The organism is Halomonas sp. (assembly GCF_034520545.1).
GTDB lineage: Bacteria > Pseudomonadota > Gammaproteobacteria > Pseudomonadales > Halomonadaceae > Halomonas.
The window spans coordinates 797,263-817,755 of sequence record NZ_JAXHNN010000010.1 but is presented as its reverse complement, the minus strand read 5'-3'; the positions used below and the strand labels follow the sequence as shown (position 1 = coordinate 817,755).

Annotated in this window: 17 protein-coding genes; 12 read left to right on the top strand and 5 right to left on the bottom strand. The window is 66.7% G+C overall.

What is annotated here, in order from left to right; translation table 11 throughout:
• Positions 1–161: 161 nt before the first annotated feature.
• Positions 162–761, top strand: a complete 600-nt coding sequence (locus U5L98_RS12510; RefSeq protein WP_322558613.1) for a glycine zipper 2TM domain-containing protein — start codon at positions 162–164, stop codon at positions 759–761.
• A gap of 71 nt (positions 762–832) precedes the next feature.
• Here the strand turns inward: U5L98_RS12510 and U5L98_RS12505 are convergent, their stop codons facing one another.
• Complete coding sequence (locus tag U5L98_RS12505; protein ID WP_322558612.1) at positions 833–2,209, bottom strand: glutamine synthetase family protein; 1,377 nt, start codon at positions 2,207–2,209, stop codon at positions 833–835.
• A gap of 256 nt (positions 2,210–2,465) precedes the next feature.
• On the opposite strand from U5L98_RS12505, the gene U5L98_RS12500 reads away from it, so the two are divergent.
• The 4 genes from U5L98_RS12500 (at position 2,466) to U5L98_RS12485 (ending at position 6,498) form a co-directional block, all read left to right on the top strand.
• The gene (locus U5L98_RS12500; protein ID WP_322558611.1) at positions 2,466–3,233 is read left to right on the top strand and encodes a gamma-glutamyl-gamma-aminobutyrate hydrolase family protein; all 768 of its coding nucleotides are present in this window, start codon (positions 2,466–2,468) and stop codon (positions 3,231–3,233) included.
• 28 nt (positions 3,234–3,261) lie between these two features.
• A complete protein-coding gene (locus U5L98_RS12495) occupies positions 3,262–4,671 on the top strand; it encodes an aspartate aminotransferase family protein (protein ID WP_322558610.1) in 1,410 nt (469 codons plus the stop codon).
• A complete protein-coding gene (locus U5L98_RS12490; RefSeq protein WP_322558609.1) occupies positions 4,668–6,170 on the top strand; it encodes an aldehyde dehydrogenase in 1,503 nt (500 codons plus the stop codon). Before U5L98_RS12495 ends, U5L98_RS12490 begins: the two co-directional genes overlap by 4 nt.
• A gap of 157 nt (positions 6,171–6,327) precedes the next feature.
• Positions 6,328–6,498: a DUF6435 family protein gene (locus U5L98_RS12485; RefSeq protein ID WP_322558608.1), complete on the top strand. Its 171-nt coding sequence runs from the start codon at positions 6,328–6,330 to the stop codon at positions 6,496–6,498.
• A gap of 8 nt (positions 6,499–6,506) precedes the next feature.
• Here U5L98_RS12485 and U5L98_RS12480 read toward each other — a convergent pair whose 3' ends face one another.
• Genes U5L98_RS12480 through gatC form a run of 4 tightly spaced genes read right to left on the bottom strand, consistent with a single transcriptional unit; the run spans position 6,507 to position 10,338 of the window.
• Positions 6,507–7,058 (bottom strand): cupin domain-containing protein, encoded by a 552-nt coding sequence (locus U5L98_RS12480; protein WP_322558607.1) that lies wholly within the window; start codon positions 7,056–7,058, stop codon positions 6,507–6,509.
• A gap of 26 nt (positions 7,059–7,084) precedes the next feature.
• Positions 7,085–8,539 carry an Asp-tRNA(Asn)/Glu-tRNA(Gln) amidotransferase subunit GatB gene (gatB, locus tag U5L98_RS12475; protein ID WP_322558606.1) on the bottom strand — a complete coding sequence of 485 codons (1,455 nt, stop codon included), beginning with the start codon at positions 8,537–8,539 and terminating at the stop codon, positions 7,085–7,087.
• Positions 8,539–9,999: an Asp-tRNA(Asn)/Glu-tRNA(Gln) amidotransferase subunit GatA gene (gene gatA / locus U5L98_RS12470; protein ID WP_322558605.1), complete on the bottom strand. Its 1,461-nt coding sequence runs from the start codon at positions 9,997–9,999 to the stop codon at positions 8,539–8,541. The genes gatB and gatA overlap by 1 nt, the downstream gene beginning before the upstream one ends.
• A gap of 51 nt (positions 10,000–10,050) precedes the next feature.
• Complete coding sequence (gene gatC / locus U5L98_RS12465; protein ID WP_322558604.1) at positions 10,051–10,338, bottom strand: Asp-tRNA(Asn)/Glu-tRNA(Gln) amidotransferase subunit GatC; 288 nt, start codon at positions 10,336–10,338, stop codon at positions 10,051–10,053.
• Between the two features lie 181 nt (positions 10,339–10,519).
• On the opposite strand from gatC, the gene U5L98_RS12460 reads away from it, so the two are divergent.
• Genes U5L98_RS12460 through tldD form a run of 7 tightly spaced genes read left to right on the top strand, consistent with a single transcriptional unit; the run spans position 10,520 to position 20,414 of the window.
• Complete coding sequence (locus tag U5L98_RS12460) at positions 10,520–11,557, top strand: rod shape-determining protein (RefSeq protein WP_040187615.1); 1,038 nt, start codon at positions 10,520–10,522, stop codon at positions 11,555–11,557.
• 43 nt (positions 11,558–11,600) lie between these two features.
• Positions 11,601–12,488, top strand: a complete 888-nt coding sequence (gene mreC / locus U5L98_RS12455; RefSeq protein WP_416208242.1) for a rod shape-determining protein MreC — start codon at positions 11,601–11,603, stop codon at positions 12,486–12,488.
• Complete coding sequence (gene mreD / locus U5L98_RS12450) at positions 12,488–12,976, top strand: rod shape-determining protein MreD (RefSeq protein ID WP_322558603.1); 489 nt, start codon at positions 12,488–12,490, stop codon at positions 12,974–12,976. The genes mreC and mreD overlap by 1 nt, the downstream gene beginning before the upstream one ends.
• 28 nt (positions 12,977–13,004) lie before the next feature.
• Positions 13,005–13,610, top strand: a complete 606-nt coding sequence (locus U5L98_RS12445; protein WP_322558602.1) for a Maf family protein — start codon at positions 13,005–13,007, stop codon at positions 13,608–13,610.
• Between the two features lie 33 nt (positions 13,611–13,643).
• Positions 13,644–15,107 (top strand): ribonuclease G, encoded by a 1,464-nt coding sequence (gene rng / locus U5L98_RS12440; protein ID WP_322558601.1) that lies wholly within the window; start codon positions 13,644–13,646, stop codon positions 15,105–15,107.
• A gap of 4 nt (positions 15,108–15,111) precedes the next feature.
• Positions 15,112–18,963: a YhdP family protein gene (locus U5L98_RS12435; protein WP_322558600.1), complete on the top strand. Its 3,852-nt coding sequence runs from the start codon at positions 15,112–15,114 to the stop codon at positions 18,961–18,963.
• Positions 18,960–20,414 carry a metalloprotease TldD gene (tldD, locus tag U5L98_RS12430; RefSeq protein ID WP_322558599.1) on the top strand — a complete coding sequence of 485 codons (1,455 nt, stop codon included), beginning with the start codon at positions 18,960–18,962 and terminating at the stop codon, positions 20,412–20,414. Before U5L98_RS12435 ends, tldD begins: the two co-directional genes overlap by 4 nt.
• Positions 20,415–20,493 lie beyond the last annotated feature (79 nt).

Below are 20,493 nucleotides of genomic sequence, written 5' to 3'. Positions count from 1 at the left end.
TTCTTCACCACCCCGGCAGGATGCGTCGGCCTATACTGGGGCTCGTCGGGTGGCACCGGATTGCGCTGCCCTTCTCATCGCCCGAGCCGTCATGGTCACTTACGCCTGGAGCTCGATAGCGTTTCAGCGAATGGCGCCGCGCGCCCTTCAGGAGGTGACAGATGAGCAAGTCGATCGTGGTGGGTTCCGTCCTGGCCGTTATGGGACTGGGTGGGCTGGCATTGGGAGCCTGGCAGATCCAGGACCGGCAGCGGGGCCCTGAGTACGCTCAGATCACCAACGTCGAGACCCTGACGCGCACCGTGGAGACTCCCCGCGAGGTCTGCGAGGAGGTGGTCGTGCAGTTGCAGTCCGAGGCGCCGTCAGGGCAGGGGGCTAGTCGTGATCCCCATCGTGTGGTGGGTACCGCAGCCGGGGCCATTGTCGGTGGCCTGCTCGGCAATCAGGTCGGCGGCGGCAGCGGCAAGAAGATCGCCACCTTGGCCGGTGCCATCGGCGGCGGCCTGGCCGGCCGCGAGGTCCAGGAGCGCGTGGAGGCACGCCAGCATGCCCAGGCGGCACAATCGCAGCCGCGTACCACCACTCGCCAGGAGTGCCGTACCGTGGTGGATACCCGCCAGGAGACCGAGGGCTACGAGGTTACCTGGCGTCACGGCGAGTCGCTCGAGACCAGTCGCTTGGACAGCCCGCCCCAGGGCGACCGGGTACTGCTCGAGGAGGGGCGCCCGCAGTGGGATGCCGTCGCCTCGCAGGAGGGCTGAACGAACCTTGATGCATCGCGAATGAGAGCGCCCCGGCCAGTGATGGCCGGGGCGCTGTTGTTGCCCAGTGCTTAGACGTGGCGCAGGTACCAGTCGTATTCGAGCTTGCTCACCGCCTGTATGGCCTGGTCGCGCTCGGCGCGGCGGTTGGCCAGGTAGACTGCGAGGAAATCTTCACCCAGCACCGCGGCCAGGGGCTCGCTCTGCTCCAGCAGGTCCAGGGCCTGTCGCCAGCTGTTGGTAAGGCTGGGCGCGACATGGTCATAGGCGTTGCCGGTGATGGCCGGTGGCGGGCTCAGCCCATGTTGCAACCCATGTTCCATGGCACCGAGCAGAGTGGCCAGCAGCAGGTAGGGATTGGTGTCGGCGCCGGCCACGCGATGCTCGATGCGTCGCGCCGCGTTGGGCCCGGAGGGGATGCGCAGCGCCACCGAGCGGTTGTCGTAGCCCCATGTCGGGGCCATGGGCACATAGAACCCGGCCTGGAAGCGGCGGAAGGAGTTGAGGTTGGGCGCGAAGAGCGCCATGGAGGCCGGCATCAGTTCGAGCAGCCCGGCCACGGCGCGATGTAACAGTGGTGTGCCGAGCGGGGCGCCATCTTCGGCCGCGAAGACATTGTTGCCGGCCTCGTCGAGCAGGCTGATATGCACGTGGGTGCCGTTTCCGGCCTCCTGGCCATAGGGCTTGGCCATGAAGGTGGCCTCGAAACCCTGGTGCAGGGCAACGCCCTTGATCAGGCGCTTGAGCAGCACCGCGCTGTCGCAGGCCGCCAGGGCGTCATCGCAGTGGATCAGGTTGATCTCGAACTGTCCCGGGGCGCACTCCTTGAGGGCGGTGTCCAGCGGCAACTGCTGGGCCCTTGCGGCGGCATGAATCTCCTCGAGTAACTCGGCGTACTCGTCGAGCTCGTTGATCGAGTAGAGCTGGCTCTGGGCGGCGCGCTCGCCGGTCGCCGGCGAGCAGGGCGGCTGGATCATGCCCAGGGCGTCGCGGCGGCGATCGACCAGGCTGAATTCCATCTCCACGGCTACCACCGGCGTCAGTCCGGCGCGGCGGAAGCGCTCCAGCACCCGGTCGAGCACCTGGCGTGGGTCGGCGAAGAAGGGCGTCCCATCGGCTTCGGTCATGGTCATCAGTAGCTGCGCCTGGCGGGCGTCGCGCAGCCAGGGGCTCGGCATCAGGGTCCCCGCCACCGGGTGACAGACCCGGTCGCTGTCGCCGCTCGAGAGGCCCAGCCCCGTGGCCTCGATGGTGTTGCCAAGGATATCCAGGGCGAACACCGAGGCGGGCAGGTTGACCCCGTTGCTGAAGGCCTTCTCGAGATTCTCGCGGGGAATGCGCTTGCCGCGCAGCACGCCGTTCAGATCGCTGATCAGCAGGTCGACGCTGTCGACGTCCGGATGGCGGTCGAGGAAGTCGCGGGCTTCATCGGCTGGCAAGGAAGGCATGGGCCACCTGTTGGCTGTGGATCATTGTTTGATGGCTGCCATCTTTGAAGCACACACCCATGTTGTCAAATCTTTTACGCATGCCGGCGTAAGTCGACAACCGCTGCATGGTATTAATACCCATTAATTACATAAATTACAGTGTATTAAAGATAATCGGTGTTGGTGGGGCATGACCAGGGGTTGGCAAGGTTAATCAACGACGATATGTTGAGCAGGGCACAACGATCGTCACGCGTGTTTCGAGGAGACCGCCATGCGCACTCGACCCCTGGTAGGCGTGATTGCCTGCCGCCGTGAGGTGGAAGGTCACCCCGCGCACATGGTCACCGACAAGTACCTCTCCGCCTTGCGCGACTATGGCCTGGCGCCGGTGATCCTGCCGGTGTGGGAAGGCGCAGTGGAGAGCGCTTTGCTGGACTCTCTCGACGGCCTGCTGCTAACCGGCAGCTACAGCAACGTCGAGCCGCGGCGTTACGGTGTCGAGCGTGCGCCGGAAAACACTCGGGATGACCCCCATCGCGATGCCGCAGTGCTGCGCTGGATTCCCGCTGCCCTGGATCTGGGCATGCCGTTGCTGGGCATCTGTCGTGGCTTCCAGGAGATCAACGTGGCCTTCGGCGGCACCCTCCACCAGGTCCTGCAGCAGGTACCCGGCCGTCTCGACCATCGCGAGCCCGAGGGCGATCGCGAGACAAAATATGCACCGGCCCACGACATTGCCATCGTGCCGGGCGGACCACTCGCCGCGCTCTTTCCCGAATCGGGGTCGCGTGTGAACTCCCTGCATCAGCAGGGCATCGCCGAGCTGGGCCCGGGGCTCATCGCCGAGGCCGTGGCCCCGGACGGCCAGATCGAGGCGATCTCGGTCGCCGGTGCGCCTGGCTTCGCCCTGGCGGTGCAGTGGCACCCCGAGTGGAGGCCCCGCGAGCATCCGCTCCATGACGCCCTGTTCCAGGCCTTCGCCTCGGCCAGCGAGGCCTATCGTGTCGCCCGGGTCTCGCCACAACCCGTCGACGCCTGAGGCCGTCGTCCCGACTCGGAGAGCCAGCATGCCGCCTTCGCTTCAAGCACTGGATCGTGCCCATCACCTGCACCCCTTCACCGACTTCAAGGCATTGGCTGAGGAGGGTAGCCGCGTCATCGAGCGCGCCGAGGGGGTCTACATTCATGACGCCGAGGGCAACCGGATTCTCGACGGCATGGCCGGGCTGTGGTGCGTCAACCTCGGCTATGGGCGCGAGGAGCTGGTAATGGCCGCCACCGAGCAGATGCGCCAGCTGCCCTTCTACAACACCTTCTTCAAGACCACGCACCCGCCGGTTGTGAAGCTGGCCGAGAAACTCTGCGCGCTGGCACCGGCGCATCTCAACCACGTCTTCTTCACCGGCTCCGGTTCCGAGGCCAACGACACCGTGCTGCGCATGGTCCGCCGCTACTGGGCACTCAAGGGCAAGCCCGAGAAGCAGTGGGTGATCGGCCGCGAGAACGGCTACCACGGCTCCACCGTAGCCGGCCTGAGCCTGGGCGGCATGGCGCCGATGCATGACCAGGGTGGCCCCTGCGTGCCGGGCATCACCCACGTTCGCCAGCCCTGGTGGTTTGGCGAAGGGCGATTTGGAGAGGGGCGTCCCGAGGGTCAAGATCCCGAGGCCTTCGGGCGGGAATGTGCGGCGGCCATCGAGGAGAGAATCCAGGAACTGGGTGAGGAGAAGGTCGCGGCCTTTATCGCCGAACCGGTGCAGGGTGCCGGTGGTGCCATCATTCCGCCGGAGAGCTACTGGCCGGCGGTCAAGGCGGTGCTGGCGAAGTACGATATCCTGCTGGTGGTGGACGAGGTGATCTGCGGATTCGGGCGCCTTGGCGAGTGGTTCGGCAGCGTCCACTATGACCTCGCCCCCGACCTGATGCCCGTTGCCAAGGGACTGTCGTCCGGCTACCTGCCGATCGGCGGCGTGCTGGTCGGCGACCGGGTCGCCGACACCCTGATCGAGGAGGGCGGCGAGTTCTTCCATGGTTTCACCTACTCCGGTCACCCGGTGTGTGCCGCGGTGGCCCTGCGTAACCTGGAGATCATGGAGGCCGAAGGCGTGGTCGAGCGGGTCCGTGACGAACTGGGGCCCTACCTGGCGCGCTGCTGGGCCACGCTTGCTGACCATCCTCTTGTCGGCGAGGCTCGCTCACTGGGGCTGATGGGGGCACTGGAGCTGATCGATCCCGCCAGCGGGGAGCGCTTCGACAAAAACTTGACCGCCGGCAACCTGTGCCGCGACATCAGCTTCCGCCATGGCCTGGTGATGCGCTCGGTGGGTGATACGATGATCATCGCCCCGCCCCTGGTGATCACCCGCGAACAGATCGATGATCTGGTGAACCTGGCCCACAAGGCGCTGGACGAGACCGCCCGGTGTCTGGCGCCGAGGGCCGCCGATGAACCGAATACCGAGGAGAGACCCGCATGAGCCGTCCCGAACCCCCCAAGACGCTGGCCGACTGGCAGGCCCTGGCCGCCGGCCTGACCCTCGAGTCGCGCGCCTTCATTGACGACGCCTTCGTCGAGGCCGCCAGCGGCGAGACCTTCGAGACCCTCAACCCCGCCACCGGCGAGCGTCTGGCTCGGGTCGCCAGCTGCGACGGCCCCGATGCCGAGCTTGCCGTAGGCCATGCCCGGGCGGCCTTCGATGGCGGCGCCTGGTCGCGTCTGGCGCCTGGCAAGCGCAAGAAGGTGCTGCTGCGCCTGGCCGACCTGATGGAGGCCAACAAGCACGAGCTGGCGCTGCTCGACACCCTGGACATGGGCAAGCCGGTGGGAAGCTCGCTGGGTGACATGGCGGGGGCCATCGGTTGCATACGCTACCAGGCGGAGTGCATCGACAAGCTCTATGGCGAGGTGGCGCCCACCGGCGAAGAAGCCCTGGCGCTGGTGCTGAGAGAGCCGTTGGGGGTGGTGGCCTCCATCGTGCCCTGGAATTTCCCCCTGATGATGACCGCCTGGAAGATCGCCCCGGCGCTGGCCGCCGGCAACAGCGTCATCCTCAAGCCTTCGGAGAAGTCGCCGCTCTCGGCCCTGCGCCTCGCTCAGCTGGCCAAGGAAGCGGGCATTCCCCGCGGTGTCTTCCAGGTGTTACCGGGCTTCGGTCACACCGTGGGCAAGGCCCTGGCGCTCTCCATGCAGGTGGACTGCCTCTCCTTCACCGGTTCCACCGCCACCGGCAAACAGCTGATGCAGTATGCCGGCCTGTCCAACCTCAAGCGGGTCTATCTGGAGTGCGGGGGCAAGAGCCCCAACCTCGTCTTTGCCGACTGCAAGGACCTCGATCGCGTCGCCAAGCACGCGGCCGCGGCGATCTTCCACAACCAGGGTGAGGTGTGCATCGCCGGTTCTCGTCTGCTGGTGGAGAACAGCATCCGCGAGGCCTTCGTCGAGAAGGTGCTGGCCGCCGCCGAGAGGATGCAGCCCGGTGACCCGCTCGACCCCGATAGCTTCATGGGAGCGATCGTCGACGAGACACAGCATCGCCGCATCCTCGACTACATTCGCTGCGGGGTGGAGGAGGGCGCCCGGCTGAGAGTGGGAGGGGAGGCACTCGACTCCCCCGGACTGTTTATCACCCCGACGGTGTTCGATGGCGTCACCCCGCAGATGGCCATCGGCCGCGAGGAGATCTTCGGCCCGGTGCTCGCGGTGTTCGGCTTCGACAGCGAGGAAGAGGCCATCGCCATGGCCAACGACAGCGTCTACGGCCTGGCCGCCGGCCTGTGGAGCCAGGACATCGACCGCATCATGCGCGTGACGCGCCGGCTGGCCTCCGGGCAGGTGTTCGTCAACAACTGGGCCGGCGGCGACCAGACCATGCCCTTCGGCGGGGTCAAGCAGTCCGGCAACGGCCGCGACAAGTCCCATCACTCCCTGGAAGAATACTCTGACCTCAAGAGTGTGTGGATGTCGCTCACCACCTGACTCGCGCTCCTCTGCATGCAAACGGCGAGGCCGGCACCCCGGGGTGCCGGCCTCGCCGCTTTCATGTACTGGTATTTATAACTGTACAGCTATTGCATAGCTTTTTTCCGTCGAGGCGAGTAACCTTCAGGGATGTTTTCCCCCAGGAGCCTTGACCATGTTTGGATTTCTCAAGAGTGATCCCACCAAGAAGCTGCAGAAGGCCTACGAGCAGAAGCTCGAGCAGGCCATGCTGGCCGCCCGCAACGGCGACATGCGCGCCAACGCGTCGCTCACCGAGGAGGCGGAGGCGCTGCGCGAGGAGATCGAGAAGCTGAAGGTGTCCTGAGGGACGGGTCAGAACGCCCGCGCCGGAGTGGCGCAACTGACCAGACGGCAGGCTTCGCTGCCGGGGTTGCGGAAGCGGTGGGGAACCTTGGTGTCGAAGTAGTAGGCTTCGCCCGGGCCGAGTCGCCGCGTATCGGCGCCGATGGTGATCTCGATCTCGCCCTCCAGCACCACGCCGGCCTCCTCGCCCTGATGGGCGATCATCTCGCGGCCGGTGTCGGCTCCCGGCGGGTAGGTCTCGATCATGAAGCCCAGGGCGCGATCGCGGCGATCGGCGCCCACCAGCTTGTAGATGACGTCGCCCGAGCCCACGTCGGCCAGTTCCTCGGTCGAATAGAACACCCGCCGGCCATTCTCCAGGTCCATGGTGAAGAAGTCCCCGACGCTCATGGGAATGGCGTCGAGGATCTTCTTCAGCGAGCTGACCGAGGGGCTGACCTTGCCCTGCTCGATCAGCGATAGGCTAGAGTGGGTGACCCCGCAGCGCTTGGCCAGCTCACGCTGGGAGATGCCTTTCAGGGTGCGAAGGGCGCGCAGTCGCGCACCAACATCATCCGACATCCGGTCCTCCTACCCTCAACGCGGGCTCAGCACAGCGCGTCGAGCTTCTCTTTCAGCAGGGCATTGACCTGCTGCGGGTTGGCGGTGCCCCGCGATGCCTTCATTACCTGGCCGACGAAGTAGCCGATCATCTTGCCGCGCTTGTCGGGCTCGGCATCGCGGTACTGGGCCACCTGGGCGGGACTGTCGGCGATGACCTGGTCGATCATCGCCTCGATGGCGCCGGTGTCGGTGACCTGCTTGAGCCCCTTGGCCTCGATCACCTCGTCGGCACTCGCACCCTCGCCGTGCCACAGCGCCTGGAAGACCTCCTTGGCGGCCTTGCCGTTGATGGTGTCATCCTTCACCCGGGCGACCAGCTCGCCGAGCTGGGTCGCCGAGACCGGGCTGTTCTGGATTGGCAGGCCCTCGCGGTTCAGGGCGCCGGAGAGCTCGCCCTGTACCCAGTTGGCGGCCAGTTTGGCATCGCCGCAGACCTCGTTGACCGCCTCGAAGTATTCGGCCATCTCGCGGCTGGCCGAGAGCACACCGGCGTCGTAGGCGGAGAGGCCTAGCGCGTTCTGGAAGCGTGCGCGCTTCTCGTCGGGCAGCTCCGGCAGGTTGTCGCGCAGGTGATCGACATAGGCCCTGTCGAGCACCACCGGCAGCAGGTCGGGGCAGGGGAAGTAGCGGTAGTCGTTGGCCTGCTCCTTGGTACGCATGCTGCGTGTCTCGTCGCGCTCCGGGTCGAAGAGGCGGGTTTCCTGGACCACCTCGCCGCCGTCCTCCAGCAGCTCGATCTGGCGCTCCACCTCGAAGGCGATGGCGCGCTCGACGAAACGGAAGGAGTTGACGTTCTTGATCTCGGCGCGGGTGCCGAAGCTTGCCTGACCCCGGGGGCGGACCGAGACGTTGACGTCGCAGCGCATCGAGCCCTCTGCCATGTTGCCGTCTGAAATCCCGAGATACGTCACGATCGAGTGAATCGCCTTGAGGTAGGCCGCGGCCTCCTTCGCCGAGCGCATGTCCGGCTCGGAAACGATCTCCAGCAGCGGGGTGCCGGCGCGGTTGAGATCGATGCCGGTCATGCCATGAAAATCCTCATGGAGCGACTTGCCGGCATCCTCCTCGAGGTGGGCATGGTGCACGCGGATGCGCTTGGTCTCGCCGTCCTCCAGGGCGATTTCAACTTCGCCGGGGCCGACGATGGGGTGATACATCTGGCTGGTCTGGTAGCCCTTGGGCAGATCCGGATAGAAGTAGTTCTTGCGGTCGAACACCGAGATTTCGGGGATCTCGGCGTGAATCCCCAACCCGAACTGCACGGCCATGGCCACCGCGGCCTCGTTGAGCACCGGCAGTACGCCGGGCAGCCCCAGGTCGACGGCGCAGGCCTGGCTGTTGGGGTCGGCGCCGAAGGCGGTGGAAGCGCCGGAGAAGATCTTCGATCGGGTGGCGAGCTGGACGTGGACCTCCAGCCCGATCACGGTTTCCCATTGCATCAGAGAGTCTCCTCGGCAAGCGCAGGACGACGCTGGTGCCAGTCGGTGGCCTGCTGGAACTGGTGGGCGACGTTGAGCAGCCGCGCCTCGGCGAAATGGGTGCCAAGTATCTGCAGGCCCACCGGGCGGCCACCGGAGAAGCCGGCCGGCACGCTGATGCCAGGGATGCCCGCCAGGTTGATGGCGATGGTGTAGATGTCCTGCAGGTACATGGAAACCGGATCCTTCTTGGCGCCCAGATCGAAGGCCGGGGTTGGCGAGGCCGGACCCATCAGCACGTCGACCTCGTCGAAGGCATCCAGGAAGTCCTGGCGTATCAGCCGGCGAACCTGCTGGGCCTTCTTGTAGTAGGCATCGAAGAAGCCCTCGGAGAGGGTGTGGGTGCCCATCAGGATGCGCCGCTTGACCTCCTCACCGAACCCCTCGGCGCGCGAGCGCTTGTAGAGGTCCGTCAGGTCCTCCGGGGCGTTGCAGCGGTGGCCGAAGCGCACCCCGTCGTAGCGCGCCAGGTTGGACGAGGCCTCTGCCGGGGCGATGACGTAATAGGCCGGGATGGCGTAGTGGGTATGCGGCAGGCTGATCTCGCGCACCGTGGCGCCGAGCGATTCATAGACCTTGACCGCTTCTCGCACGGCGCCTTCCACCGCGGGGTCGAGGCCGTCGCCGAAGTACTCCCGGGGCAGGCCGATCTTCAGCCCGGCCAGGGGCGTGTCGAGCTCCTGGGTATAGTCGGGCACGCCACGGGCCACGCTGGTAGAGTCGCGCAGGTCGTGGCCGGCGATGGCGCCGAGCAGGTGGGCGCAGTCCTCGGCGGTGCGGGCCAGGGGGCCGGCCTGGTCGAGGCTGGAGGCGTAGGCGATGATGCCGTAGCGCGAGACCCGGCCGTAGGTGGGCTTGAGACCCGTGATGCCGCAGAAGGCGGCCGGCTGACGGATCGAGCCGCCGGTGTCGGTGCCCATGGCGGCAGGCACCAGGCCTGCGGCCACCGCGGCGGCGCTGCCACCGGAGCTGCCGCCCGGCACGGCGGCAGGGTCCCAGGGATTCTTCACCGGGCCATAGAAGCTGTTCTCGTTGGAGGAGCCCATGGCGAACTCGTCCATGTTGGTCTTGCCCAGGCTAACGCCGCCGGCGGCGGCAAGCTTATCGACCACGGTGGCATCATAGGGAGCGACGAAATTGTCGAGCATCTTCGAGCCGGCGCTTGTCTTGACACCAGCGGTGCAGAACAGGTCCTTGATCGCCAGGGGCACGCCGGTCAGCGGGCCGGCGTTGCCGGCGGCGCGGGCGGTATCGGCCTGGTCGGCAGCAGCCAGGGCTTGCTCGGCGGTCACTGTAATGAAGCTGTTGAGGTCGCCGTCGAGACGGTCGATGCGCTCGAGAAATGCCTGGGTGAGCTCGCGGCTGGAGAACTCGCCGCTGGCCAGGCCGGCGGCGAGTTCCGTCAGAGTCTTGTCATGCATGGGCCCTGGGCTCCGTGATGGCTTGCCGGAAACGGTTGTAAGTGGCACGGATCATTCGACGACCCGCGGGACCAGGTAGAGACCCTGTTCCACCGCCGGGGCGCAGCGCTGGAAGCGGTCGCGCTGGTCGGTTTCGGTGATCTCGTCGACGCGCAGCTGCTGGGTGGTTTCCAGGGGGTGGGCCAGCGGCGCGACCCCTTCGGTGTCCAGGGTCTGGAGCTGATCGACCATTGCCAGGATGCGGCCCAGGTCGTCCAGATAGTGAGCGGCCTCGTCGTCGTCCAGGCCGAGTCGGGCCAGGTGGGCGGCCCTGAGAACGTCTGCGTGTTCAAGCGCCATGATCGGATGTCCTCGACAGCGAGTGGGAGCATGGAAAAGACCGCAGAAGGTACCACATCCTCCGCCTCGCTGGCAGGTCTAGAAGTGCCGCGAGCCGGGGGACTTTGCTTGCCGCAGGGGGGCCGCGGTGATACCGTTTGCATCCGCACTGGGTTCCCGGACTGCACTAGGTAACGACTCCATGTTCAAACGCTTGAGGGGGCTGTTTTCCAGCGATCTATCGATCGATCTGGGGACGGCCAATACGCTGATCTATGTTCGCGGTCGCGGCATCGTGCTCGATGAGCCGTCGGTGGTGGCGATTCGCCAGTCCGGCAACATGCGCAGCGTGGCCGCGGTGGGCGCCGATGCCAAGCGCATGCTGGGCCGGACTCCCGGTAACATCACCGCCATTCGTCCGATGAAGGATGGCGTGATCGCCGACTTCACTGTCACCGAGCAGATGCTGCAGTACTTCATTCGCAAGGTGCACCAGAGCACTTTCTTGACGCCAAGCCCTCGCGTGCTGGTCTGCGTGCCCTGCATGTCGACCCAGGTCGAGCGACGTGCCATCAAGGAGTCTGCCGAGGGCGCAGGGGCCCGTGAAGTGTTCCTGATCGAGGAGCCGATGGCGGCCGCCATCGGTGCCGGCCTGCCGGTGGAGGAGGCTCAGGGCTCGATGGTCGTCGACATCGGTGGCGGCACCAGCGAGATTGCCATCATTTCGCTCAACGGCGTGGTCTATTCGGAGTCCATCCGTGTAGGCGGTGACCGCTTCGACGAGGCGATCACCGCCTATGTGCGCCGCCACTATGGCAGCCTGATTGGCGAGGCCACCGCCGAGCGTATCAAGGAGGAGATCGGCTGCGCCTATCCGGGTGGCGAGCTGCGCGAGATCGATGTGCGCGGCCGCAATCTGGCCGAAGGCATCCCGCGTAGCTTCACGCTCAATTCCCACGAGATTCTCGACGCTCTCCAGGAAACCCTGGGCTCCATCGTCGCTGCGGTGAAGAGTGCCCTCGAGCAGTCGCCGCCGGAGCTGGCCTCGGACATCGCCGAGCGTGGTCTGGTGCTGACCGGCGGCGGGGCGCTGCTGCGCGATCTCGACAAGTTGATCGCCGAGGAGACCGGCCTGCCGGTGATCGTCGCCGAGGACCCGCTGACCTGCGTGGCCCGGGGTGGCGGCAAGGCCCTGGAAATGATCGACCAGCACACCTTCGAGCTGCTGTCCAGCGACTGACTCGGGGGGACGCCCTATCAAGCCGCTGTTCTCGCATGGACCGTTGCCGGGCTATCGACTGCTGCTGTGCGTTATCCTGGCCTCGGCCCTGATGTTCGCCGATACGCGCTTCACCCGCATGGAGCCCGTTCGGGCTCAGCTATCCACCCTGGTGGCGCCTATCCAGTGGCTGGTCAGCGTGCCCAGCGATGTCCTCAACTGGGCTTCGCTGGCACTTTCCGAACAGCGAGCTCTGCTGGACGAGAACCGCCGGTTACGCGAGCAGATCCTGACGCTGTCGCACCGTGTTCAGCGCATGGCTAGCCTGACTGCCGAGAACGTGCGGCTGCGGGAGCTGCTCGCGGCGACGCCGCAGCGCGAGATGCCCTATATCACCGCCGAACTGCTCTCGCTCGATCCCGACCCCTTCACCCATCAGATGGTGATTGACCGTGGTCGTAGGGATGGTGTCTACGTCGGCCAGCCGGTGCTTGACGCCGCAGGGCTGGTGGGTCAGATCACGGCCACCTCGGCCTATTCCAGCCGGGTGTTGCTGCTGGCCGACGCCAGTCATGCCCTGCCAGTGCAGGTCAATCGCAACGGCCTGCGTTTCGTCGTTCAGGGTACGGGCAGCTACGACGCCCTCAACGTCAGGCATGTGCCCGACACGGCCGACATCCGCAAGGGTGACCTGTTGACCACCTCGGGCCTGGGGGAACGCTTTCCGCCTGGCTATCCGGTGGCCCGAGTCTCGGCGGTGGTTCACGATCCGGGCCAGCCCTTCGCCCGGGTCACCGCCGCGCCGGTGGCGCAGCTTCAGCGCTCCCGACACTTCCTGCTGCTGTTTCCACCGGCTCCGCCCGCCGCGCCTCCCGAGGGCGAACTGGCTGCTCCGGCCCTCGAGGCAGCGCGTCGTATCGGCACGGCGGCGGCCACCGAGGAGACGCGCTGATGGCGACTTCCCCGCCCGCCAACCTGTTGTGGATCTGGTTCACGCTGTTGCTGGCCTTGTGCCTGCAGGTGATGCCGCTGGCTGATGGCTGGCAGGTGTGGCGACCCGATTGGTTGGGTCTGATGCTGATCTACTGGTGCATGCGCGAGCCGCTGCGCGTCGGTGTCTTCCATGGCTTCGTGCTGGGCCTGCTGCTGGATCTCATCGAGGGCGCACCGCTGGGGCAGAATGCCCTGCTGCTGTCGCTGCTGGCCTTCCTTTGCGCGATGGTTTACGCGCGCTTCCGGGCGTATTCGCTGGTCCAGCAGGCGGTGCTGATCTTCGTGCTGCTGGGCCTGGTGCAGTTGGCCGAGCAGTGGCTCAGGGCGCTGTTCGGCCCCTTTTCGATGCACCTTTCCTTCCTGCTCTCAGCGCTGATCGGGGCGGTTCTCTGGCCCTGGCTCACCACACTGTTCCAGGCACTGGGACGCCGCCTTTCCCGAGACTGACCCTCGTGCCACCCACTCTGGAGCCGTCATGACCCTCGACCCCGTGCTGTGCCTGGCATCGGCCTCACCGCGCCGCCGTGAACTGCTCGCCTCGATCGGCGTGGGGGTGAAGGTGCGCCCCGTGGATATCGACGAGACGCCACGGTCCAGCGAAACCGCTCATGACTATGTTGAGCGTCTGGCCCGGGAGAAGGCACTCGCCGGTGCCGGCCTGTCAGCACTTCCTGCCCTTGGATCGGATACCGCCGTGGTGTGCGACGGCGCGATCCTCGGCAAGCCGGTGGGGCGCGACCAGGCCGCGGCCATGCTGCGTTCGCTGTCGGGGCGCGAGCATCAGGTACTTACCGGGGTGGCGGTAACTGGCCCCGCCGGGCTGCAGACGGTCTGCGTTACCACCCGCGTCTTCATGCGGGCAATTACCGATACCGAGCTTGCCGCCTACTGGGCTACCGGCGAGCCGGCGGACAAGGCCGGTGGCTATGCCATCCAGGGCCTGGCGGCGGTGTTCGTCGAACATATCGAGGGCAGTCACTCGGCGGTGGTGGGGCTGCCGCTTTACGAGACCGCCGACCTGCTTGCCCGGCAGGGCGTGCCGGTCTGGAACGGGGCGCTCCCGATCGAGCCTATGTCATAATGGCGGCAGACCTTTCTGGACAAGGATTTCCGCATGAGCGGTGAAGTACTCATCAACCTGACGCCGATGGAGACCCGTGTCGCGGTGGTGGAAAATGGCGTGCTGCAGGAGGCCTTCATCGAACGGGCTCAACGTCGTGGCATCGTCGGTAATATCTACAAGGGCAAGGTGGTACGCGTACTGCCGGGTATGCAGGCTGCCTTCGTCGACATCGGCCTGGACCGCGCCGCCTTCATTCACGCCCATGAGGTGATGCCCTCCGGCACTCCTGCCGAGGAGCAGGTTTCCATCGCTCAGCTGCTCCACGAGGGACAGGCCCTGGTGGTGCAGGTGACCAAGGACCCGATTGGCTCCAAGGGCGCGCGCCTGACCACTCATCTCTCGGTGCCCTCTCGCTACCTGGTCTACATGCCCGACTCGTCCCACCATGGGGTCTCCCAGCGGATCGAGGACGAGATGGAGCGCGAGCGGCTGCGCGGTCTGATAGAGGCGGCCGGTACCGAGCAGCAACTGGAGGTGAGCGGCGGCTTCATCGTGCGCACCGCCGCCGAGGCCGTTGGCATCGAGGAGCTGGCCGCCGACATGCACTTCCTGCTGCGTCTGTGGCGTCGGGTCAGCGAGCGCAGGATGACGGCACCAGCTCCCAGCGTGATCTACGATGATCTCCCCTTGTTCATGCGCACTCTGCGTGACGTGATGCGCGACGACATCGAGAAGGTGCGCATCGACTCCCGCGAGAACTACGTCAGGTTGATCGAGTTCGCCCAGGAGTTCATGCCCACGGCTGTGGAGCGCATCGAGCACTATGCCGGCGAGCGGCCGATCTTTGACCTGTTCAGCGTCGAGGACGAAATCCAGAAGGCGCTGGGACGCAAGGTGCAGCTCAAGTCGGGGGGGTACCTGGTCATCGATCCCACCGAGGCCATGACAACTATCGACGTCAACACCGGCGGCTTCGTTGGGCACCGCAACCTCGAGGAGACGATCTTCAAGACCAACCTCGAGGCAGCCACTGCCATCGCCCGGCAACTGAGGCTGCGCAACCTCGGGGGCATCATCATCATCGACTTCATCGACATGGACGACCCAGAGCACCAACGCCAGGTGCTGCGCATGCTCGAGAAATCGCTGGAGCGCGATCATGCCAAGACCAAGTGCACCGGGGTCACCGAGCTGGGCCTGGTACAGCTGACCCGCAAGCGAACCCGGGAGAGCCTCGAACAGACGCTGTGCGAGGCCTGTCCGACCTGTGCGGGCCGAGGCACCCTGAAGACGCCGGAATCGGTCTGCTACGAGATCTTCCGCGAGATCCTGCGCGAGGATCGGGCCTACAGCGCTGAAACCTATACCGTGCTGGCCTCCCAGGCGGTGGTGGATCGGCTGCTCGACGAGGAGTCCACCGCGGTGGCGGACCTCGAGACCTTCATCGGCAAGCCGATTCGCTTCCAGGTGGAGGCCCACTACTCCCAGGAGCAGTACGACATCGTGCTGATGTGAGCCCATGTCCCTGACCCGGTTTGTTTCTCGCTGGCTGTTGACCCTGGTGGCGCTGCTGCTGGCGCTGTTGGCGGTGCTGACCCTGGTGCTGCGCCTGCTGCCGATGTTGCTCGAGGAGCAGGCGCCGCGACTGGAGCGGCTGCTCTCGGCGCGTTTCAATGCGGTGGTAGAGCTGGACGAGATTACGGCCGGCCTGCAGCGGCTGGATCCGCATCTTGCCATCGATGGTCTGCTGATCCGCTCCCGTGAGGGGTTGGGACATTTCCCACTGCTTGAGGTGGAGCAGGCGCAGCTGCGCCTGGACAGCCTCGCCAGCCTGGCCGCCGGCGTTCCCCTGGTGGCCGATGCCCGGGTGCAGGGCGTGACCGTGCACCTCTACCAGGATGAGGCTGGACGCTGGCACTGGCCGGCCCCTGCGGAGATTCCTCCCGAGCTGGTTCCCGAGACAGCCTTCGATCTCAACCGTCTTGATTTCTGGGTTGGCATGCTGCTGCGCCAGAGTGCCTGGGTCGAGCAGCTTAGTCTGGTGTTGCATGGCCGCAAGGAGCGCGCCGTGCTCAAGGCGCCACGCTTGGTGATGACGGGGGATGCGCGCCGTACCCGCCTGGAGGGCGAGGTACTGGTGGAAGGGCGGCCGGAGCAGGCCATCCGGGCGGTGATGGAGCTGTTCCCCGGGCCCTCCGGGCTGGATGACTTCAGCGCGGCCCTGCAGGCCGAGATGCGCCTCGACAGCCTGCTGGGGCTTTCCGAGGTGCTGGGCTATGGCGACGCCCTGCGCCTGGAGGCCGCCAGCGGCGAGGCGCGCCTGTGGGGCCGCTGGAATGCTGGCCGCCTGGCCGACCTGCGCCTCGATGTCGATGCACCCTTGGTGGCCCTTAGCCAGCCTGAATCGCTTACCGATCAGGTGTCACCTCCGGCCATCGTGCTCAATCGGGTGACGGCCCGCGGCCAATGGCTGCGTGAGGCGTCGGGCTGGCAGGCTTGGCTCGAGGGAGATGCACACAGTGCCGATTGGGCACGCCCCGAAGGGAATGGCGAAGAAACGGTCACAGGGCCGGCCGTGCCACAGTATTGGCATGCCCGCAGCCGCGATGACGGCTGGTGGCTAAATACCAGCGAGTTTGATCTCGGCGCCCTGGCCGCCTGGCGCGACCGGCTACCGCTACCCGAGGCTCTGGCGCGGGTGATCGATAGTCTGGATCCGCGTGGCCAGGTTACCGGCCTGGGACTGGGTCGGGAGGGCGGTGACTGGATCGCCCGGGCATCGGCTACCGGGGTGGCGGTGTCCCCCTGGCAGAATGCTCCCGGGGGCGGACCCCTGGACGTCTGGGTGACCTCGCGGGACCTCAAGGGTCACGTCGAGTTCGTCGGTCGTGACAGCCGTCTGCACTTTCCACGCGTCTTCGGCTCCCCCATGGCACTCTCCCGCGCCAGCGGCGTGATCAACTGGGCCTATGATGGCCCGCGCAGCTTCGTCAGCGGTCGCGAGCTCGAGGTCGACTGGAACGGGGCCCGGATCGAGGGAGGCTTCGGTCTCTCGGTGGGCGGAAGCCAACGCGGGGGTTTCGGACTCCAGCTCGATTTCCGCGACGTGGATGCCATCGAAACACCGCTGGTCGACTGGCTGCCGGAGGGGGTGCTGGGGCCAGAGATAACCGACTGGCTGGCCGGCGGGGTGGCCGGCCGGGTGCCGAAGGGCTCGCTGCGTCTTCATGTGCCCCTGAACCGAGAGGGCGAGCGTGTCGAGCCGACCCTGGAACTGGCCCTGGAGGTAAAGGAGGGACGCCTGCCTTTCGCGCCCGATTGGCCGGCCCTGGAGGGCGTAAGCGGGCGGCTGCGGATGGCCGACGGGACGCTGACAGCGGAGGTGGACCGTGCCGAGAGCCTGGGGATCGAGGCCCGTGATGCAGAGGTGCGTCTGGCAGACGAGCAGCTCGAGGTCAGCAGTGGGCTCGAGGCCTCCGCCGAGGCGTTGCGCCGCTATCTTTTGGCGCTGCCCGTCGAGGGCATGGCGGCAGTGGAGGATTGGCAGGCCGAGGGCCTGGCAGCCGGTAGTCTGGACCTGGCCCTGACGCTGGGCGAGCCCGGTTCCCTGTCACTGGACATCGAGACCGAGGCGGATTTTCCAAGACTCGTTCATGTTCCCTTGCAGCTGGTATTCCGTGGCTTCCAGGGCCCCCTCGCCTGGCGTCAGCGCGGTGAGCAAGGCGGCCTGGAAGGGCGCCTGGCCGGGCGACTGCTGGGCGGGCCCGTGAGCATCGAGATCGACACCCTCGGCGGGGGGCTCGACCTGGCCGGCACGGCCGGGGCTCAGGCCATCGCTGAGTGGAGCGGCATGCCGGGCCTGGACGCCCTAATACAGGGCCAGCTGCCCTGGCGCGGCCGCTTGGCGACCGGCGATGGGAGCACCTCGCTACGCCTCGACAGTAGCCTGGAGGGGCTGGCCATCGCCTTGCCGGGGCCACTAGGCAAGTCCCGAGAGACACGCCTGCCCCTGCAGCTGACCTTCGACCTCGCCGAAGGCAGTCTCGATGGTCGCCTGGGCGACCAGCTGGGCCTGCGTTGGCGGGAGCTCGCCGGTGGCGCCTCGGGGCAGGGGCAGGCATGGCTGGGTGCCCGGCCAGATGCCTGGCCGCGTGAGCCCGGCTGGAGTCTCACGGCCTACCAGCCGCGTCTGCCGGTCGCCGAATGGGCAAGCGCGCTGTCGCCGTTGATCCCGCAGGGACGCGGGCGGGGAGACAGCACTTCCTCGGCGGCACTCTCGTCGCTGGCCATCCGAACCGACTGCCTGCAGGTAGATTCACGCTGCCTGGGCTCGCTGGCCGTGGAAGGAGGAAATCGCGGCGGTGGCTGGGTGCTGACGCTGGACGGCAGTCTGACCAGTGGGCGCTTGTCGTATCGGCCCAGCGAGGCAAATCCCCTGGATATCATGCTGGAGCGGTTGTCACTTGACGCGCTGGTACCGCCTGTCAGCAGTAGCGGCCGGCTTCTGGATGAGCTCGATGTGCCTCCCGAAGCGGCGCCCCTGCCGGAGGGTCTGGAAGCCGTGCCCGATGGCCGGCTCAGAATCGCCGATATCTCTTGGCAGGGGCAGCGCTTCGGCCCCTTCAGCGGGCGCTGGCGGTCGTCGGCCGACCGGCTGGTGGTCGATCCCCTGGGCTTGACGCTGGGCGAGATCAGTGTCCATGGCAACATGGTCTGGGAGGCGAGCGGGGCCGGTGACAGTCTGACCCGAGCGCGGCTCGACCTGGATGGCAGGGACCTGGGCACTGCCCTGATTGCACTGGGCCAGCCGGTGTCCGTGCGCAGCGCCGATACCCGGGTCAAGAGCCAGCTGGCCTGGCCGGGGGCACCCTGGCAGTTCGCCCTTGCCCGCTCCCGGGGTAGTCTCGAGGTGGCGCTGCGCGACGGGCGCTTCGTCAATATCGAGTCGCCCTCGGCGCGGGTCGTCGGCCTGCTCAACGTCGACAACCTGCTGCGCCGGCTGCGGCTCGATTTCTCCGATGTCACCGGCCAGGGGACCGCCTTCGATCGTGTCACGGGTGCCGCTACCCTGTATGGTGGAGTGCTGGAAACCCGCGGTCCGGTGGAGATCGAGGGGCCGGCGACCCGCTTCACCCTGGACGGCAGCGTCGACCTTGCGCGACGGGAACTCGACCAGCGCCTGGCCGTCACAGTGCCGGTGAGCAGCAACCTGCCGTTGGCGGCGGTGCTGGCCGGCGCCCCCGTGGTGGGCGGTGCGCTTTTTCTTGCCGACAAGCTGTTCGGTGACGCCATCGACCGTGTGACTCGAATCCACTATCGCGTGCAGGGTCCCTGGACCTCGCCGCGGATCTCTCTGGAAAGTGCCGAATGACATCACAGACTCACGCCATGCTCGACGAGGCTACCGCTGTACTCCTGACGCCCGGCGGCCTAGACCTCGCGGCCCTGGATGACGGGCTTGGCCATGCCATGGGCCCGGGCATCGACTATGCCGACCTCTACTTCCAGCGCAGCTGGCATGAGGGCTGGGTTCTTGAAGACGGCGAGGTCAAGGAGGCCAGTTACAACATCGACGGTGGGGTCGGGGTACGCGCCCTGGCCGGCGAGAAGACCGGTTTCGCCTACTCCAATCAGATCACCGGAGATGCCCTGGCCGAGACAGGGCGCACCGCCGCCGGTATCGTGCGCCACGGTGATCGACTGGGGGTGGCGCCAGGCGTGGCCATGACCAGCCAGGCCCGCTATGCCGGCATCGATCCACTCACCGGCCTCTCCGCCGAGGACAAGATCGCCATGCTCAAGCTCGCCGATAGGGTGGCTCGGGCGGCGGACCCCTCGGTGGCGCAGGTCAGCGCCTCGCTCACCGGCGTCCACGAGGTGGTGTTGGTGCGTGCCAGTGATGGCACCCTGGCGGCGGACATCCGTCCGCTGGTGCGCTTCAACGTCAGCGTGATCGCGGTACGCAATGGACGCCGGGAGCGTGGCAGCGCAGGCGGAGGCGGCCGCTATGCCATGCAGCGGCTGCGCGACGAGAACGTCGCCGAGCGCTATGCCAAGGAGGCGGTGCGGCAGGCGCTGGTCAACCTGGAGGCCGTCGACGCGCCGGCCGGCCAGATGCCGGTGGTGCTGGGGCCGGGTTGGCCGGGCATCCTGCTCCATGAAGCGGTGGGCCACGGCCTGGAAGGGGATTTCAACCGCAAGGGCAGCTCGGCCTTCGCCGGGCGGATCGGCGAGCGGGTCGCCTCGCGCGGCGTCACCGTGGTCGACGATGCCACCCTCGCCGACCGGCGCGGCTCGTTGAGCGTCGACGACGAAGGTACCCCGGGTCAGAGCACCACCCTGATCGAGGACGGCATCCTGACCGGCTACATGCAGGACAAGGTCAATGCGCGGCTGATGGGCATGGCCCCGACCGGCAACGCGCGGCGCGAGTCTTTCGCCCACCTACCGATGCCGCGCATGACCAATACCTACATGCGTGCCGGCCAAGATGATCCGGCAGACATCCTGAAGAGCGTGACGCGTGGCATCTATGCGGTGAGCTTCGGCGGCGGCCAGGTGGACATCACCTCCGGCAAGTTCGTCTTCTCGGCCAGCGAAGCCTATCTGATCGAGGATGGCCGGATCACCGCGCCGGTGAAGGGCGCGACCCTGATCGGCAACGGCCCCGAGGCCATGGGCCGGGTTTCGATGATCGGCCACGATATGGAGCTCGACACCGGCATCGGCGTCTGCGGCAAGGAAGGGCAGGGCGTACCGGTGGGCGTGGGCCAGCCGACGCTCAAGCTCGACGAGCTGACCGTGGGCGGGACGCAGTCCTGACCCCTTCGGGGAGCTATAAGCTGCAAGCTTGAAGCTATAAAAAACCCATTGTCCATCAATTGGTTGATGGGATTTTCTT

Coding starts and splice junctions, on each gene's coding strand:
- U5L98_RS12510 (WP_322558613.1), top strand. CDS start 162: ATGAGCAAGTCGATCGTGGTGGGTTCCGTCCTGGCCGTTATGGGACTG.
- U5L98_RS12505 (WP_322558612.1), bottom strand. CDS start 2,209: ATGCCTTCCTTGCCAGCCGATGAAGCCCGCGACTTCCTCGACCGCCAT.
- U5L98_RS12500 (WP_322558611.1), top strand. CDS start 2,466: ATGCGCACTCGACCCCTGGTAGGCGTGATTGCCTGCCGCCGTGAGGTG.
- U5L98_RS12495 (WP_322558610.1), top strand. CDS start 3,262: ATGCCGCCTTCGCTTCAAGCACTGGATCGTGCCCATCACCTGCACCCC.
- U5L98_RS12490 (WP_322558609.1), top strand. CDS start 4,668: ATGAGCCGTCCCGAACCCCCCAAGACGCTGGCCGACTGGCAGGCCCTG.
- U5L98_RS12485 (WP_322558608.1), top strand. CDS start 6,328: ATGTTTGGATTTCTCAAGAGTGATCCCACCAAGAAGCTGCAGAAGGCC.
- U5L98_RS12480 (WP_322558607.1), bottom strand. CDS start 7,058: ATGTCGGATGATGTTGGTGCGCGACTGCGCGCCCTTCGCACCCTGAAA.
- gatB (WP_322558606.1), bottom strand. CDS start 8,539: ATGCAATGGGAAACCGTGATCGGGCTGGAGGTCCACGTCCAGCTCGCC.
- gatA (WP_322558605.1), bottom strand. CDS start 9,999: ATGCATGACAAGACTCTGACGGAACTCGCCGCCGGCCTGGCCAGCGGC.
- gatC (WP_322558604.1), bottom strand. CDS start 10,338: ATGGCGCTTGAACACGCAGACGTTCTCAGGGCCGCCCACCTGGCCCGA.
- U5L98_RS12460 (WP_040187615.1), top strand. CDS start 10,520: ATGTTCAAACGCTTGAGGGGGCTGTTTTCCAGCGATCTATCGATCGAT.
- mreD (WP_322558603.1), top strand. CDS start 12,488: ATGGCGACTTCCCCGCCCGCCAACCTGTTGTGGATCTGGTTCACGCTG.
- U5L98_RS12445 (WP_322558602.1), top strand. CDS start 13,005: ATGACCCTCGACCCCGTGCTGTGCCTGGCATCGGCCTCACCGCGCCGC.
- rng (WP_322558601.1), top strand. CDS start 13,644: ATGAGCGGTGAAGTACTCATCAACCTGACGCCGATGGAGACCCGTGTC.
- U5L98_RS12435 (WP_322558600.1), top strand. CDS start 15,112: ATGTCCCTGACCCGGTTTGTTTCTCGCTGGCTGTTGACCCTGGTGGCG.
- tldD (WP_322558599.1), top strand. CDS start 18,960: ATGACATCACAGACTCACGCCATGCTCGACGAGGCTACCGCTGTACTC.